Raw genomic sequence first — 15465 nt, 5'->3', positions numbered from 1 at the left:
ATAGGTGGTAGGCTTTGAAACCTGGGCGCCAGCTCAGGTGGAGCCACCCTTGAAATACCACCCTTATTACTATGGATGTCTAACCGCGGCCCGTTATCCGGGTCCGGGACAATGTATGGTGGGTAGTTTGACTGGGGCGGTCGCCTCCTAAAGAGTAACGGAGGCGCGCGATGGTGGGCTCAGAACGGTCGGAAATCGTTCGCTGAGTGCAATGGCATAAGCCTGCCTGACTGCGAGACTGACAAGTCGAGCAGAGACGAAAGTCGGTCATAGTGATCCGGTGGTCCCGCGTGGAAGGGCCATCGCTCAACGGATAAAAGGTACGCCGGGGATAACAGGCTGATGACCCCCAAGAGTCCATATCGACGGGGTTGTTTGGCACCTCGATGTCGACTCATCGCATCCTGGGGCTGGAGCAGGTCCCAAGGGTATGGCTGTTCGCCATTTAAAGCGGTACGTGAGTTGGGTTCAGAACGTCGTGAGACAGTTCGGTCCCTATCTGCCGTGGGTGTAGGAATATTGAAAGGATCTGTCCCTAGTACGAGAGGACCGGGATGGACGGATCTCTGGTGGACCTGTTGTGGCGCCAGCCGCATAGCAGGGTAGCTACATCCGGACGGGATAACCGCTGAAGGCATCTAAGCGGGAAACCCACCTTAAAACGAGTATTCCCTGAGAACCGTGGAAGACGACCACGTTGATAGGCCGGGTGTGGAAGAGCGGCAACGCTTGAAGCTTACCGGTACTAATAGTTCGATCGGCTTGATCGTTCTCATTCCTTATGCCCATCTGACAAGGTCAGATGATCTGTTCTCACTCACGCTTGTTCCGCCCTGCGGGCGGCGCTACGTGGGTGCGGCGCATCAGCGCCGACGGTCGGTCGACCTTGCGAAGCTTCGCTTCGAAAGGCGCCAGGACCAAAAGAACGTAAAGGCACATATAAGACCAGCGAACAGCTCAGAGAGAGGGCAAGAGTAGGGACTTCCCTATTCGCTACTCCCTCATCGCTATTCGCTCAAAAAGCTTCTCGAACAACGTGCGTTTTGCCGACCTGGTGGTTATGGCGGAGCGGCTGCACCCGATCCCATTCCGAACTCGGCCGTGAAACGCTCCAGCGCTGATGGTACTTCGTCTCAAGACGCGGGAGAGTAGGTCGCTGCCAGGTCTGCTAAACGCACGTTGAAATCTTCTCTCTACGATAAGGCCCGCCAAGGGATCACGGGCCGCGTAAGCGGCCCTTTCATTTGGTCAGCCATATACCTATCTGTAGGCCTCGGCTTACGTCTAATAAAGCAAGCAAGTGCTTGCTTAGGGTTGACGCGGGGTGGAGCAGCCCGGTAGCTCGTCAGGCTCATAACCTGAAGGTCACAGGTTCAAATCCTGTCCCCGCAACCAATTCTATCATAAATCAATTACCGTCCCGGTCTAACCGGGGCGGTTTTTGCGTTCAGGGCAACGCAGCGCATCCTCTATTGCTTATTTGGGGAAGCGCCGACCAAACATTCCCTCTATCGATCGGCCGGATAGTTGGAGCGCACTGCACAGCGGCTCGGACCGCCAGCTACCCAGGATATCTACAAACGCGGGGCACATGAGTTTCCCCACTACGGGAATGGCCGCACCTCTCCAACCCACTTCGATATCAGGCGATGCGAATAGACTCCTCGATACCCGCAAAGCCTGAGCAGCATCACCTCAATATACCATTGTGCGAGGTGCCAAGCCTCCGGAATGGCGGATGGCAATTTCCCAGGAAGCATACGCTTGGGATGCACGAGTTCATTGCGAAGTTTCGTTATTGCCTCCGGGGCGTCGGCGAACGCGCCGTTTCTTTTCCAACGGCGCAATCGCTTGCTCGAGGGCGGAATGGCAGTCCGAATCTTCAAGTGCTGGCAGGCTGCCCGAATTTTGTCTGCTGCATTTGCAGCTCTTGGAAGGGTGATGCCAGCGTTGGTCAGCACCGACATTGATAGGCCTTCGAGAGCGGCTTGTGAAAGTACCAGACCCCCATCTACGCCGGCGCCTTCGCCTGCACGGTTGCTCCGAAGATACCAATGGAGGCCGGCATAGCCTGCTCTTGAGAGAGACGGGTCATGAAGTAGCTCCACAAAGCCGGGAAAAGCCGCTGCCAGACATTCGCCGTGGTGGATGTCAAACCAGCTTGGGCAAGATTGCCAAGGAGCAGCGATGCGTTGCCCCCAATTCTGATAGTGTTCCTGACCGTTCCGGTCGTAACCGACGATCCCGAAGAGCGACGTCCATGCGCCGCGCGCAAAGGACAGGAAACGGTGCAGATCGTGAACTATCGCTTCGAGCTGCCCGCATGTGAATGACTGGCGATCTGCGTGCACTATGCGCGCAACATGGGTGATCGCATTGCCTCCTTCAGCCTTTAGCTGCTCGATGATCTTGCGAGTTGAGGGGAGCGCCTGAAGTGTTGATCGACAGTTCGCACCGCTTCGGTTATGGCGGGGAACCCCCCAATCCCCGAGGCGATGATTGTGGCGGTGCGGATCCTGTCATTTTCCGAGACCGGCTTCCAGTTCGCCTTGGCAATCGCCTCTTCCGCTGCCGCCAGTGCGAAGAGAATGAAACGATCCACCTTGCGCTGGTCCTTCGGTGCCAGGACGGTATTGGGATCGAATCCGGCTTCGGGATCCTCTTCCAGGGAAGGAACCGTGCCGCCGATCTTCGCCGGCAGGTCTCCCACGACATCGTCCGGCAGTCTGCGGATGCCCGAGCGACCGGCCAGCAGACGCGACCAGGAGGCTTCTACATGTGCGGCAAGGGGCGTGACCGCTCCCATGCCCGTAACAACGATCCGTCGCATCTATTCTCCTATCACTCGGGTGCGTCGCCAGCGCTGCGTGCGGCTTTCAAGCCGCGACTGCTTCGCGAACTTGATCGAACGCTGCACCCAGAAAAGCCTTCGCGAGGTCGGGATCATTGACGGCACGCGAGAGTACGACCGCACCGACCATTGTCGAGAGAACGGCCATGGCTTTACCGCCGGCCTCCTCACCGCCGGCTTTGCCAACCCATGAGCCCAGCATCTCGAGGTATTCTCGGATGCCGGCCTCAAATGATGCCTTCACCTCGGCGCCTTGCCTGGCAGCATCCGAGCCAAGCGCAACCACCGGGCAGCCGTCCATCTTTTCCTCGCGATGCCCCGTGCTGAGATAGAAGTCGAACACGGCGCCAAGCGGGTCCTCAGGGCTCGCCGCGGCCGCCGTCGACCATCGGTTCGCAGCGCTCTCCAATGCCCGTCTGGACGCTTGCGCGACCAAGTCGTCCTTGGACGCGAACTGCTTGTAGAACCCGCCTTGGGTCAGTCCGGCGCCCTCCATCAAATCCTTGACGCCGATGCCATCGAATCCGCGCTCCCGAAAAAGCCGGCTCGCTACATCGATCACGGTTTGCCGGTTCTGCTCAGCCTGGCTGCGAGTCACACGCATCATCCGTCTCCTTTTTGATTGTGTTCGTAATCTATATCAGCTATAGAGTACGAATGCAATCTATTTTCAGAGAAGGCGATGGGCATGAAAAAGCGACTTGTTATTGGACTGGGGAGCATCTTGGTCGTGGGGCTAGGTCTGGCCGCATTCATTACGCTTCGCACGCACACGGCCGCTGCCGCGGCTGACCCGAGGCAGGAATCTCCGATGGTCAGACTGGTGACGGCAGCGGGGGTCACCGGATCTGACCGCGGCTTCACGGGCACAATTGCGGCGAGGGTGCAGAGCAATCTTGGGTTTCGCGTCCCCGGCAAGATCATCGAGCGGCTTGTGAACGTCGGCGAACAGGTCAAGGCAGGCCAACCGCTGCTGCGGATCGATGATACCGATCTCGTTCTTGCGCTCACCGCGAAGCGCAACGCTGTCGCTGCGGCACGCGCTGTCCTGGTTCAGACGAGCGCCGACGAAAAGCGCTATGCCGTCCTGGTCCAGAAGGAATTGGCTGCAACTCCGCAGCGTTACGAGCAGGCGAAGGCAGCACTTGATACCGCGACCGCACAGCTCGCGGCCGCGGAAGCGGAAGCGAAGGTCGCGCAGAACGAGGCGGCCTATTCCATTCTGGACGCGAACGCAGATGGAACGGTCGTCGAAACGCTTGGTGAGCCTGGACAGGTTGTCACTGCGGGACAGACCGTGGTTCGGATCGCCGACGCCGGTCCCCGCGAAGCGGTTGTCGCGCTTCCCGAAACGATCCGGCCGGCGATCGGCTCGGTAGCCGAGGCGAGGATGTACGGGGCCGATGGGCAGCATTATACGGCGCATCTGCGACAGTTGTCGGACGCTGCCGATCCCCAGACCCGCACCTATGAGGCCCGCTATGTGCTCGACGGTGAGGCCGCGGCAGCACCGCTTGGCGCGACGGTAACCATTCGGCTTGCAAGCCAGGCGAGTGAACCGGAAGTCCAGGTGCCGCTGGGAGCCGTGCTGGATGATGGCCAGAAGACCGGCGTTTGGATTCTGGACGGCGCAACCTCGACCGTACATTTTCGGCCCGTCAAGCTTGTTCGTTTGACCAGCGAAACCGCCGTGATCTCCGGGCTGAGTTCCGGTGACTCGATTGTTGCGCTCGGCGCTCATCTCCTGCAGGAGGGCACCCGCGTCAGGACTGCCTCTGGAAGCGGGAGCAACTGATGAACCTCAATCTTTCCGCGATCGCCGTTCGCGAGCGAGCCGTAACCCTCTTCTTCATCATTCTGCTGGTCGCCGCCGGCGCCTACGCCTTCCTCATGCTTGGACGTGCCGAAGACCCCAACTTCACCATCAAGACCCTGACGGTCACGACGGTATGGCCGGGCGCAACGGCGCGCGAGATGCAGGACCTCGTCGCCGAACCATTGGAGAAGCGGCTTCAGGAATTGACCTGGTACGACCGTGTTGAGACGACGACACGGCCAGGCTATGCATATTTGACGGTTACGCTAAAGGACAGCACACCGCCATCCAGCGTGCAGGAGGAGTTCTACCAGGCCCGCAAGAAGCTCGGGGATGAAGCCCGCAACCTGCCGCCCGGCGTGCTCGGTCCCTTCGTCAACGACGAGTATTCGGATGTGAGCTTCGCGCTTTATGCATTGAAGGCCCAAGGCATGCCGATGCGGGAACTCGCGAGGCAGGCCGAGACCATTCGCCATGACCTTCTGCATGTGCCCGGCGTCAAGAAGATCAACATCCTCGGCGAACGTCCCGAGCAGATATTCGTCGAGTTTTCCTATGCCAAGCTGGCAACCCTCGGCGTGTCGGCACAAGACATCATTGCCGCCTTGCAGCGGCAGAACACCGTCACGCCGGCGGGCTCGATCGACACAGAGGGGCCGCAGGTCTTTATCCGGGTCGCAGGCGCCTATGACAGTGTCCAGGCGATCGCCGACACGCCGATCGTCGCCGCGGGACGGACGCTGAAGCTCTCCGACGTCGCCCAGGTTCGGCGCGGCTACGAGGATCCTCCCACCTACATCATCAGGCACCAGGGTGAGCCGACCATCATGCTCGCGGCAGTGATGCAGGAGGGCTGGAATGGTCTTGAACTCGGCAAGGCGCTGGAGGTGAGGTCCGCTTCCATCGCACAGACGCTGCCGCTCGGAATGACGCTGGCCAAAGTCAGTGACCAGGCCGTCAACATCGGCTCGTCGGTCAACGAGTTCATGCTCAAATTCGCGATGGCGCTCGGCGTGGTGCTGCTGGTGAGTCTGCTCAGCCTCGGTTGGCGCGTCGGCATCGTCGTGGCGGCCGCCGTCCCGCTGACGCTCGCCGTCGTGTTTCTCATCATGCTGGAAACCGGCCGGTTCTTCGACCGCATCACGCTCGGTGCCCTCATCCTGGCGCTTGGCCTCCTCGTTGACGACGCCATCATCGCCATCGAGGTGATGGTGGTGAAAATGGAAGAGGGCATGGACCGCATCAAGGCGGCGGCCTATGCATGGAGCCACACCGCGGCGCCGATGCTCTCAGGCACGCTGGTGACGATCGCCGGGTTCCTGCCGGTGGGCTTCGCGCGCTCGACGGCCGGCGAATACGCCGGCAACATCTTCTGGGTCGTGGGGTTCGCCCTTATCGTCTCCTGGATCGTCGCTGTGATTTTCACCCCTTATATGGGCGTCAAGATGCTGCCCGCGATCAAACCAGTCGAAGGCGGCGTTCACGCCATATACGACACACCGAACTATCGGCGCCTTCGCCGGCTCATCACCTTTGCCGTGCGCCACAAGTTCGTGACCTGCGCTGCCGTCGGCATCGTCTTCGCGCTTTCGGTTGTCGGCATGAGCGGTCTCAAGCAGCAGTTCTTCCCGACATCCGATCGCCCTGAAGTGCTGGTCGAGGTTCGCCTGCCCGAAGGCACCAGCATCGGAACGACGACCGCCACGGTCGAGAAGTTGGAACACTGGCTTGGCAACCAGCCGGAGGCCAAAATCGTGACGAGCTATGTCGGTCAGGGCGCTCCCCGCTTCTTCTTCGCCATGGCGCCCGAATTGCCTGATCCCGCTTTCGCCAAGATCGTCGTGCTGACACCTGACGCGGAGGCGCGCGAGGCTTTGAAGCACCGGCTCCGTGTAGCGGTCGCGACAGGGCTTGCCCCCGAAGCGAACGTCCGTGTCACGCAACTCGTGTTCGGACCCTACACGCCGTTTCCGGTCGAGTTCCGGGTCATGGGGCCAAACCCGCAGCAGCTATACACCATCTCCGAAAAAGCCCTCGCCATCATGCGCAGCGTGCCGGACGTGCGGCAGGCCAATCGCGAGTGGGGCAATCGCACGCCGGTACTGCGCTTCATCCCGGATCAGGATCGACTGAACCTCATCGGCCTGTCGCCGGCGGAGGTGGCCCAGCAACTCCAGTTCCTTCTCACCGGCATCCCCGTCACGCAGGTCCGCGAGGACATTCGCAATGTCCCCATCGTGGCACGCAGCGCCGGCGGCGAGCGGCTGAATCCGACGCGTCTGGCGGACTTCTCACTGATGAGCCGGGATGGCCGCCAGATTCCACTCGACCAGATCGGTCACTCGGAAGTCCGCCTGGAAGAGCCGATCCTGAAGCGACGCGATCGCACGCCGGTCATCACGATCCGCTCGGACATCAATGAGGCGACCCAGCCTCCAGAGGTTTCCAAGCAGATCATGACGGCCCTTGAGCCCCTGATCAAATCCCTTCCGGCCGGCTATCGCATCGAAATGGGCGGATCGATCGAGGAGGCGGCTAAGGCCAACACCGCGCTGGGCAAAGTCTTCCCGGCCATGATCGCCGCCATGTTGATCGTCATCATACTGCAGGTGCGATCCTTCTCGACGATGGCGATGGTCGTGCTGACCGCACCGTTAGGCTTGGTTGGCGTCGTGCCGATGCTGCTCGCCTTCAACCAGCCCTTTGGATTCAACGCTATTCTGGGCCTCATAGGATTGGCCGGCATCCTGATGCGCAACACGCTGATCCTGACCGAACAGATCAAGGAGAACCGTGCCGCCGGCCTTGACGACTATCACGCCGTCATCGAGGCCACGGTGCAACGCACGAGGCCCGTGATCCTGACCGCACTTGCCGCCGTGCTGGCCTTCATCCCCCTCACGCACTCCGTCTTCTGGGGTTCGATGGCCTATACGCTGATCGGCGGCACGGCGGCGGGCACGGTGCTAATCCTGCTGTTCCTTCCAGCGCTCTATGTCGCGTGGTTCCGGATCAAGCCGGCTGCGGACGAGACCCACGAGGATTCGGCGAAGGAACCGGAATTGCAACCAGCGATGGCGGCCGAGTAGGGCTTCATCGCCGGAGGAGCCTGTTCGTGCGGTTGACCTTGCCTCACATACGCAAGGTCAACCACACGAACTTGCCGCTTACAAGTGATCGTCAATGCGAACGCCGCAGGTTCGCTTCATCAGTTCTGAAAGACATGCATGAATCGTCCGGCCCGAACGCGAACTGATCCTGACAAGGTGCGTACACGCATCCTGGAGGTGGCGGAGGCGCACTTTCGCCACATCGGCTACCAAAAGACATCGGTGGCCGACATTGCTTCCGAACTCGGCATGAGCACGGCAAACGTCTACCGCTTTTTCCCCTCCAAGGGTGCCATCAAAGAGTCCATCTGCGGGCTGGTCGTGAACGAGGTCGCCGAGATCGCTTCTAGGATTGCCCAATCGAGCGCGCCAGCCGCGGAGAAGCTTATCCGTCTTCTCACCGCGGTTCACCACCACGGCAAGACGATCCTGGTCAAGGAACAGCGCATGCACGACCTCATTGTCGCCGCCATGCACGAGAACTGGGCGGTCACCAAGGCGCATATCGAGCGTATGGTCACGATCCTTGAGGCGATCATCCGCGAGGGCATCGAAGCGGGCGAATTCAAGGTGGAAGATCCCGCGGAGGCGGCGCGTGCCGTCCACACCGCGTTCACGGCGTTCTTCCACCCAATTCTGATCGAGCACTGCCTCGAACACGGAGAGGAGACCGAAGCGGGCCTGCGCGCGCAGATTCACTTTAGCCTGAAAGCTCTCGGCAAGCCCAACATGCCATCCTGGACTTTTGCTTCGCTAATGAATGCTGAAGTCAAAAATATGTCTGGCTGATCGGCGTCAAGACGGAAGGCACCAGCGAATGGCGTCTTTCTCATTGCTTCGTTCCAGAACCGACCGTCTGCGCAGCATGTCGCTTCGAATCAATTCGCCGAGCTCCTGCAATCTCCCCATCTGCGTTCGATCACACGCTCGATATGACCGCCGAAGTGGGGTTCGCCCGACGATCGCGATGCCCGCATCCTCGCATTCTCTCTTGAACGTTATGCTGCGGAAATCTGGGCCGTTGTCGACGTGCAATGTATCGAGCAGGCCGGTGACAGGCCATGGTCCGCGATTTCACGTTCTCTCAGCCATGCCGATTTGTCGAAGACGGAGTGCAGCAGACACAGGCTGGTCGACAGCCGGGACGGCGCTTCCATCGTGAGGTAGAATTCGGTCATGATCCGGCTGCAGATATGCAACCACGGGCGGCCGGTAGGCCGTCGGGTTTCCTCGTCGACGACAGAGATATCGGCCTTCGTATGGTCGATCTGGATCAGTTCCAAGGGATTCGAGCCAGCCGCACTCGGACGGCGATGGACAAGCTTCGCCCACCGATGTGACGCTCAAGTTCCGCAAGATGAAATCGAGAAAAAGAAAGCCGTCCCTCGAGACGACGTTCAGCAATTTGGCCGCCCGGCGTTGATGTCATGGCGTCTTCGCAATTCCTCGCGAAAAACACGTCTTGCCTCCTTCAGGTTTCGATTGCCAAGAAGTCTGGCAAACCTGGCGACGGTTGCCTTTGATACGCCTGCGCGCGCGGCAATCTTGTCTGCGCTCTCAAATGCCAGAAGTTCGGGTCGCGCAAGGGCGGCAGCCGCTACCTTTTCGACTTGCGGCGGAAAAACAAGCTGACGACCCGCGACGCGTCTCTGCAGATCTTCAAAGGTCACAATTCGAGTTGTGCAATCATTCGAAACCGCCATGTCCTGCCTTCGCTTATTGCTTCAGATTTCGCTCATCGACACTGTGCGCCTCTCCTCCACCGACTTGATGCAGGCAAGAGCGATCGCAAGCGCGGTGCGCGCATCCTGACCGGTCGGTCCCGTGACCACGCCGCTGCGAACCGCGCCGACAAAGGCGGCGAGTTGCGCGGTATAGCCATGCACGAAATGATCGGTGTCGCGCCGCCAGGTGTCGCTGGACACGCCATTGCTGTCGAAAAGGGTCATGCTCGAGCGGCGAACGTCACCCATGGTGATCATGCCACCCGAACCGAAGACTTCGCCACGAATGTCGTAGCCGTACATGGCGGAGAAATTGGCTTCGGCGACAGCAATCGAGCCATTGTCGAAGCGGATGGTGACGACAGCGGTGTCGTGGAAACCCTTGTCCCTGGAATCGGGGCGCACCAGCGCATCGGCGATTGCCGTCACCTCGACGGGTCGGGCGTCGGGATTGAGCCAGACAAGCGTGTCGAAGTCGTGGATCAGCGTCTCGTAGAAGATCGTCCAGCGCGGTGTCCTTTCCGGACTGCCGCCATAGGGGCCGGGGTCACGCGTCAGCGACCGGATCAACTGCGGCGTTCCCACCTTGCCCGCATCGATCGCGGCGCGCCCTTCGGCGAAAGCCTGGTCCCAGCGGCGGTTGAAGCCGACTTGCAGTGGCACCCCGGCGCTGGACGCGGCGGCGATCACGCGATCGGCCTCTTCGAGGGTCAGCGCCATGGGCTTTTCGCAGAACACGGCCTTGCCGGCCTCGGCGGCCTGGATGGCAAGACTGGCGTGGAAGCGCGCCGGCGATGCGATGACGACGGCTTCGACCGCCGGGTCGGAGAGCACCGCCGAGACGTCGGTCACGGCGGTCGGAACCTCCAGCTTCGCGGCAAGCGCTTCCGCCGCGCCCTCGGCCGGATCGGCGATCGCGATCAGGTTTGCGTCGACAAGCCGGCGCGCGATGGTTTCTGCGTGAAAGGAACCGATGCGGCCAGCCCCTATCAGGGCGACGTTCACAGGGTGTTGGGCAGGCATTTGATGCTCCGAAATTCGAACGTTGAGAAAGTGGCTGGCTTAGACAGTGAAAGCCTGGCGGAACCGGCTGAGCGCCAGTTCGTCATCGCCCGACGGCCATGCCTCCATGCCGATGACGCCGCGATAGCCCATGGCTTCGAGGGCACGTGCGATGGCCGGATAGTTGATTTCCCCGGTGCCGGGCTCGGTGCGCCCGGGAACATCGGCCACCTGGATCTCGCCAATGTGTGGAAGCGCCAGGCGACAGAGTTCGATCAGATTCCCTTCGCCGATCTGCGCATGGTAGAGATCGAGGTTGAGCTTGAGCGACGGCCGGTTGACGGACGAGACCAGCGCGATCGTGTCGGCGGCCTTGGCGAAAGGCGTTTTCGGATGGTCGACGGCCTCGTTGAGGTTTTCGAGCACGAAGGTCACCCCTTCCTGCTCACCGAGGTCGGCGATGCGCTCGAGGGTGTCGCGGGCCTTGAGCCACATCGCACCGGTCACGACTTCGGATTTGACGACCGGAAGGCCCTGGCCGTCGAGCCCGGTGCCATGCAGGTTGAGCCGCGGGCAGTTCAACTCCCTGGCGACCGGAATCGAGAGTTTTGCCGTCCTGATCAGCTCGTCCGCGCCGGCGTCATCGGCTAGTGTCCCGGTGACATAGCCGGTCATCGAGGAGAACGAGGCGCCGGACTTCGCCAGCGCCGCGATGTCGTGCTTCGTCCAGTCCCAAATCTCGGCGACGAAGCCGAGTTCGGTGATCCGCTTGAGACGGTCGATCACGGGCAGCGAGCGGAACACCATTTCCGCGCAAACCGCCAAGGTAAAGGGTCCCGAGGTTTCAGGGGCCGTTGTCATCATCAGTATCCTGTTTCGGGAGTTAGATTGTTAGTCTCAAATATCTTGTGGTTTGTAGTCGGCCGGAGCGGCAGGCATGACACCCTTGAGCAGCGCGACGGATTTTTCGAGCCCTTCCAGCAAGTTGAGGACCACGTCCTCGTGCTCGATGGAGAGCCAGCCGTCATAACCGGCCATTTTCAGCCGATAGCAGAACTGCCGCCACCATTCCTCGCCATGGCCGAAGCCGAGCGTGATGTAGGACCAGGAACGGGCGGGAATATCCATCAGGCTGCCGTTTTCGAGCAGGCTGGCAACCGCCTGCTTGGGAGCGTTGAGGAACGTATCCTTGGCGTGGACGTGATAGATGGCATTTCCTAGTGCCTCCGCCGCAACCAGCGGATCGGCCCCCATCCAGAAAAGATGCGAGGGATCGAGGTTCGCACCGATGATCGTGCCCACTTCGTTCCGTAGCTTGAAGAGCGATGGAACATTGTAGACGCACTGGTTGCCATGCAACTCCAGCGCGATCTTCTCGACGCCGTTTCCCCTGGCCAGCGCGACAATCTCGGTCCAGAAGGGAAAGAGCTTCTCTTCCCACTGGTATTTCAGGATGGCTTGCGTTTCCGGCGGCCAGGAGGAGACGACCCAGTTCGGCATGGTATCGGTAGCGTTTCCAGCGGGAAGACCCGACATTGTACAGACGGTCCCGATACCCAGCTCACCCGCCACGCGAATGGTGTCCTTCAAACCCTCGCCCTGTGCCGGGTCGGTCGGGTGCAGCGTATTGCCATTCGCATTGAGGCTGATCACCTGCAGCCCGCGATCCGAAAAGGCCTTCAGAAAATCGCGCTGGGCGGCCTTGTTGCCAAGCATGGACTTGAGATCGAAATGTGGAGCGGTTGACCAGCCACATGTATTGACCTCGACGCCGGAGACGCCCATGCGCACCGCATGGTCGAGCAGTTCGTGGAAGGGGAGTTCGCCGAGGCTGTCGGATACGAAACCCAGTTTCATGCGTAGAACTCCGGTTTTTCAATCATGGAAACAAGCTGCCTGCGCCCTTCGATGAGGGCTCTGATGCCCGCTTCGGCCACCACGGCGGCGGCATAGCCTTCCCAGCCGCTCGACGCGATGGCGGGGAATTCGCCCGTCTCGACAAAGCGCAGGAAGGCGCGGTTCTGGCGGCGATAGGCTTCAAAATAGCGGCCGCGCCAGTCTGCCTCGTAAGCCGCATGGGTGCCGAGCGCACGGTCCAGTCGGGTATAGGCCACATGGTTCGTCGCGATGCTGGCCTTCTCACCGACAAGTTCGGCGCGCACGTCATAGCCATAAGCGGCGTTATTGTTGATTTCGATATTGACGAGCTGGCCATCGGTCGTTTCCAGAACCATGACGACCGGGGCGACCAGCCCATCAGAGCGCTTCGCCTGGAAGGCCGAGATTGCGGCATATTCCGTGCCCAGCACGTGTCGCACCACATCGAATTCGTGGGGAGCGGAATTGGAAATCGCCATGGCGCCGGTGAAATCGGCGGCAGGCGTTTCCACATTGCGGTGGAAATTATGCATCATCAGCGGGCGGCCCAGCGTGCCATCCGCAATGGCGCGCCGCATCTCGATATAGGACTGGTCGAAGCGCCGCATGAATCCAAGCTGCACGAAGCGCTGGCCGGCTTTCTGCTCGGCCTCCATGACCGCGAGGCATTCGGCGGACGACTGCGCAAGGGGCTTTTCGCAGAGCACCCTCTTGCCGGCCCGGATGCAGGCGAGCGACAGGGGCGCATGGGTGAAATCGGGGCTTGCCACGATCACGGCATCCACATCGCTGCGGGCAATCACGCCTTCCGGATCGCTGGCAACATCCGCCGCGCCATACGCATCAGCAACCTTCCGGGCACGGGCCCCATCCGTGTCGCAGACCACCTGTAGGCTGGCGCCGGGAAGTTCCTCGGCGACGATTCTCGCGTGATCGGCTCCCATCAATCCTGTGCCGATGACGCCTATTCTCATTGTCATACTATATTCGCCCTGAAACCGGGTTTGAGAGAATTTGAGACCGGACCGCTGCTTGCGACCCGGTCGCTTCGCTTCGAGGGGAGTGTGGAGTACCTCTCGTCCCCGCGTTGCAGGTGGGCCTTGCAAAATAACCCCCCTGCGGGAGTTCAGGCGCCGGCAACTGGCGGAGTGTTCATGCAGACCCATGAGTTGGCGGCGGCGGTTAACCCCCTTGGGTTTCCATATTTCCTTCGATGCTTGCCTCAAGATCCGCCATGGATTCGCCACCCGCCATGAGGTCGGCAATGTGCTCCCGCGTCTTCTCGCCCTTGCGGAAGTCAGCGGCGATGGCGCCACGGATAAGGACAGCGAAATGGTCCCCGACAGCCATGGCGTGCATGACCTGATGGGTAATGAAGACAACGGCCAGGCCACGGCGCTTGGCCTCGTTGACTATGCGAAGCACATGCGCCGCCTGCTTGACACCGAGGGCCGCCGTTGGCTCGTCAAGGATCAACACGCGAGCCCCGAAATAGACTGCCCTTGCAATGGCCAGCGACTGCCGTTCACCACCGGAAAGCCCGCCGACCAAGCGATCACCGTCGGTGATCCGTGTAATTCCCATCTTCTGGACTTCCTCAACGGCGACGCGGTTGGCTCTTTTGCGGTCGAACACCCTGAATGGGCCGAAACCCTTCGTCGGCTCGGAGCCCATGAAGAAGTTCCGCCCGATGGACATCAGGGGGTACGTGCCGCCAAACTGGTGAACCGTCGCGATGCCGCGCTCTTGCGCCTCGCGCGGGCGGGAGAAGACTGTTGTCTCGCCGTCCATCAGGATTTCGCCGCGCGTGGGCTGACAGACACCAGACAGCGTCTTGATAAGGGTCGACTTACCGGCGCCGTTATCGCCGAGAAGGCACAGCACTTCGCCTTCACCCACTTTCAGACTAATATCGTTGAGAACGTCAATCGGACCGAAGGACTTGTCGACATTGCGCAGTTCGAGAACGGGTTTCTTATCGGACATTGTCGTTCTCACTTCTTCTTGGTTCCGGACCAGCTGGTCGCCAGATGACGGAAAGTGTCGTTCAGCAGAACCGCTATCAGAAGCATGACGCCGATAATGAGGAAGGACAGGTTCCGGTCGATCTCGGTAAAGCCGATTGCTTGGGTCACGATTGACAGGGTCAGCACGCCGAAGACGATGCCCATCACCGTTCCGAAGCCTCCAGTCAGCAAAACGCCGCCCACGACGACAGAGATGATTGTGTTGAAGATCAGCCCGAAGTTTGCCTGTGACGTGGCCGAACTGAAGGTCATGACCTGCAAGACGCCAGCAAAGGCGGCCGAGGTCGAGCACAGCATGAAGAGCGCAATCTTCAGCCGCGCGACCGGAATGCCAGCATTCCGTGCACTTTCCTGATCACCGCCCAAGGCGAAAACCCAGCTGCCCTTGGGCGAATAATGCAGGAAGAATGCGAAGGCGGCGATGAGGCCTGCCCACCAAAAGACTGAGGAATTGAAGCCATATACCTTGCCGCCAAAGAGCGATTTCGCCCACTCCGGAGGATGGTGGAAAGAATTCGTATTGTTGATAAAGAAAATAGACAGAAAAAGAGTCAAACCGGCGACGGCAAAGAGCGTGGCCAACGTCACGATGAACGACGGTACCCGGGTACGCGTGACGATAAAGCCGTTAATGAAGCCTATGAGCGCCCCAATGGCCAAGGCCGCCGCCACACCGATTACCTCCGGCATCTGATAGTGTTCACAAATGATGGCTACCGTCATCGTCGCGGCAGGCAGGACCGCTCCGGTCGAGATATCAAGCTCGCCGGCGATCATCAGAAATCCGACTGGGATGGCGATCATGCCGATAAGAGACGCAAAGTTCACCCAGGTCGTGATCCCCGCGACGGACAGGAAATTACGGCTGTACCCGAAGATAGAAAAGAGGATGAAAACAGCCACAAATCCCATGAGCGCACCGGCAGCAGGGCTGCGGAAAAAGGCCTTGAATGAAGAACCAAGTGATGATCCTTCGGCGCTTGCGGTGTTGACGGGATCATTGTTTGAGTTTGGTTCGGTCATTTGGCCTCAGTCCTCATGTTGCTTTGAATTGACC

At 60.3% G+C, this 15465-nt stretch carries 13 protein-coding genes, 1 tRNA gene, 2 rRNA genes and 1 pseudogene (1 of these 17 running past the window's edge); 6 read left to right on the top strand and 11 right to left on the bottom strand.

The window, feature by feature from the left end:
* The 3 genes from ACFOJ9_RS28255 to ACFOJ9_RS28245 all read left to right on the top strand — a co-directional run.
* A 23S ribosomal RNA gene (locus ACFOJ9_RS28255) occupies nt 1-770 on the top strand; it begins 2052 nt to the left of the window's first position.
* Between the two features lie 280 nt (nt 771-1050).
* Nucleotides 1051-1165: ribosomal RNA gene (rrf, locus tag ACFOJ9_RS28250) — 5S ribosomal RNA — on the top strand.
* Between the two features lie 153 nt (nt 1166-1318).
* A tRNA-Met gene (locus ACFOJ9_RS28245) sits at nt 1319-1395 on the top strand.
* A 209-nt stretch (nt 1396-1604) separates the two neighbouring features.
* On the opposite strand, the gene ACFOJ9_RS28240 is transcribed toward ACFOJ9_RS28245, so the two are convergent.
* The 3 genes and pseudogenes from ACFOJ9_RS28240 to ACFOJ9_RS28230 form a co-directional block, all read right to left on the bottom strand.
* Nucleotides 1605-1967, bottom strand: a complete 363-nt coding sequence (locus tag ACFOJ9_RS28240) for a hypothetical protein (RefSeq protein ID WP_352904631.1) — start codon at nt 1965-1967, stop codon at nt 1605-1607.
* Between the two features lie 470 nt (nt 1968-2437).
* Nucleotides 2438-2830: pseudogene (locus ACFOJ9_RS28235) on the bottom strand (beta-ketoacyl synthase N-terminal-like domain-containing protein); the annotation flags it as partial.
* Nucleotides 2831-2876: 46 nt separating this feature from the next.
* Nucleotides 2877-3455, bottom strand: coding sequence for a TetR/AcrR family transcriptional regulator (locus tag ACFOJ9_RS28230; RefSeq protein WP_378983657.1), 579 nt, complete (start codon nt 3453-3455; stop codon nt 2877-2879).
* Between the two features lie 84 nt (nt 3456-3539).
* Between ACFOJ9_RS28230 and ACFOJ9_RS28225 the strand changes: the two genes are divergently transcribed.
* From ACFOJ9_RS28225 to ACFOJ9_RS28215, 3 genes are all read left to right on the top strand, one after another.
* Nucleotides 3540-4646, top strand: coding sequence for an efflux RND transporter periplasmic adaptor subunit (locus ACFOJ9_RS28225; protein WP_378988100.1), 1107 nt, complete (start codon nt 3540-3542; stop codon nt 4644-4646).
* Entirely contained in the window at nt 4646-7756 is a 3111-nt protein-coding gene (locus tag ACFOJ9_RS28220; protein WP_378983654.1) for an efflux RND transporter permease subunit, read from the top strand. Before ACFOJ9_RS28225 ends, ACFOJ9_RS28220 begins: the two co-directional genes overlap by 1 nt.
* Nucleotides 7757-7894: 138 nt before the next feature.
* Complete coding sequence (locus ACFOJ9_RS28215) at nt 7895-8566, top strand: TetR/AcrR family transcriptional regulator (protein WP_378983651.1); 672 nt, start codon at nt 7895-7897, stop codon at nt 8564-8566.
* A 209-nt stretch (nt 8567-8775) separates the two neighbouring features.
* Here the strand turns inward: ACFOJ9_RS28215 and ACFOJ9_RS28210 are convergent, their stop codons facing one another.
* The 8 genes from ACFOJ9_RS28210 to ACFOJ9_RS28175 all read right to left on the bottom strand — a co-directional run bounded on the left by ACFOJ9_RS28210 (nt 8776) and on the right by ACFOJ9_RS28175 (nt 15431).
* Entirely contained in the window at nt 8776-9060 is a 285-nt protein-coding gene (locus ACFOJ9_RS28210) for a hypothetical protein (RefSeq protein ID WP_378983648.1), read from the bottom strand.
* A 114-nt stretch (nt 9061-9174) separates the two neighbouring features.
* Nucleotides 9175-9480, bottom strand: coding sequence for an RpiR family transcriptional regulator (locus ACFOJ9_RS28205; RefSeq protein ID WP_378983645.1), 306 nt, complete (start codon nt 9478-9480; stop codon nt 9175-9177).
* A gap of 21 nt (nt 9481-9501) precedes the next feature.
* The gene (locus ACFOJ9_RS28200) at nt 9502-10524 is read right to left on the bottom strand and encodes a Gfo/Idh/MocA family oxidoreductase (protein ID WP_378983643.1); all 1023 of its coding nucleotides are present in this window, start codon (nt 10522-10524) and stop codon (nt 9502-9504) included.
* Nucleotides 10525-10563: 39 nt separating this feature from the next.
* Entirely contained in the window at nt 10564-11364 is an 801-nt protein-coding gene (locus ACFOJ9_RS28195; protein WP_378983640.1) for a TIM barrel protein, read from the bottom strand.
* 36 nt (nt 11365-11400) lie between these two features.
* The gene (locus ACFOJ9_RS28190) at nt 11401-12360 is read right to left on the bottom strand and encodes a sugar phosphate isomerase/epimerase family protein (protein ID WP_378983637.1); all 960 of its coding nucleotides are present in this window, start codon (nt 12358-12360) and stop codon (nt 11401-11403) included.
* Nucleotides 12357-13361 (bottom strand): Gfo/Idh/MocA family oxidoreductase, encoded by a 1005-nt coding sequence (locus ACFOJ9_RS28185; protein WP_378988097.1) that lies wholly within the window; start codon nt 13359-13361, stop codon nt 12357-12359. The genes ACFOJ9_RS28190 and ACFOJ9_RS28185 overlap by 4 nt, the downstream gene beginning before the upstream one ends.
* Before the next feature lie 202 nt (nt 13362-13563).
* Nucleotides 13564-14367, bottom strand: coding sequence for an ATP-binding cassette domain-containing protein (locus tag ACFOJ9_RS28180; protein ID WP_378983634.1), 804 nt, complete (start codon nt 14365-14367; stop codon nt 13564-13566).
* 8 nt (nt 14368-14375) lie between these two features.
* Nucleotides 14376-15431 (bottom strand): ABC transporter permease, encoded by a 1056-nt coding sequence (locus ACFOJ9_RS28175; protein WP_378983631.1) that lies wholly within the window; start codon nt 15429-15431, stop codon nt 14376-14378.
* Nucleotides 15432-15465: the final 34 nt, after the last annotated feature.

Source organism: Mesorhizobium cantuariense, from assembly GCF_042647205.1.
GTDB lineage: Bacteria > Pseudomonadota > Alphaproteobacteria > Rhizobiales > Rhizobiaceae > Mesorhizobium > Mesorhizobium cantuariense.
Note: the sequence above shows the minus strand (reverse complement) of the source record. Positions and strands in the feature narration are given on the sequence as shown.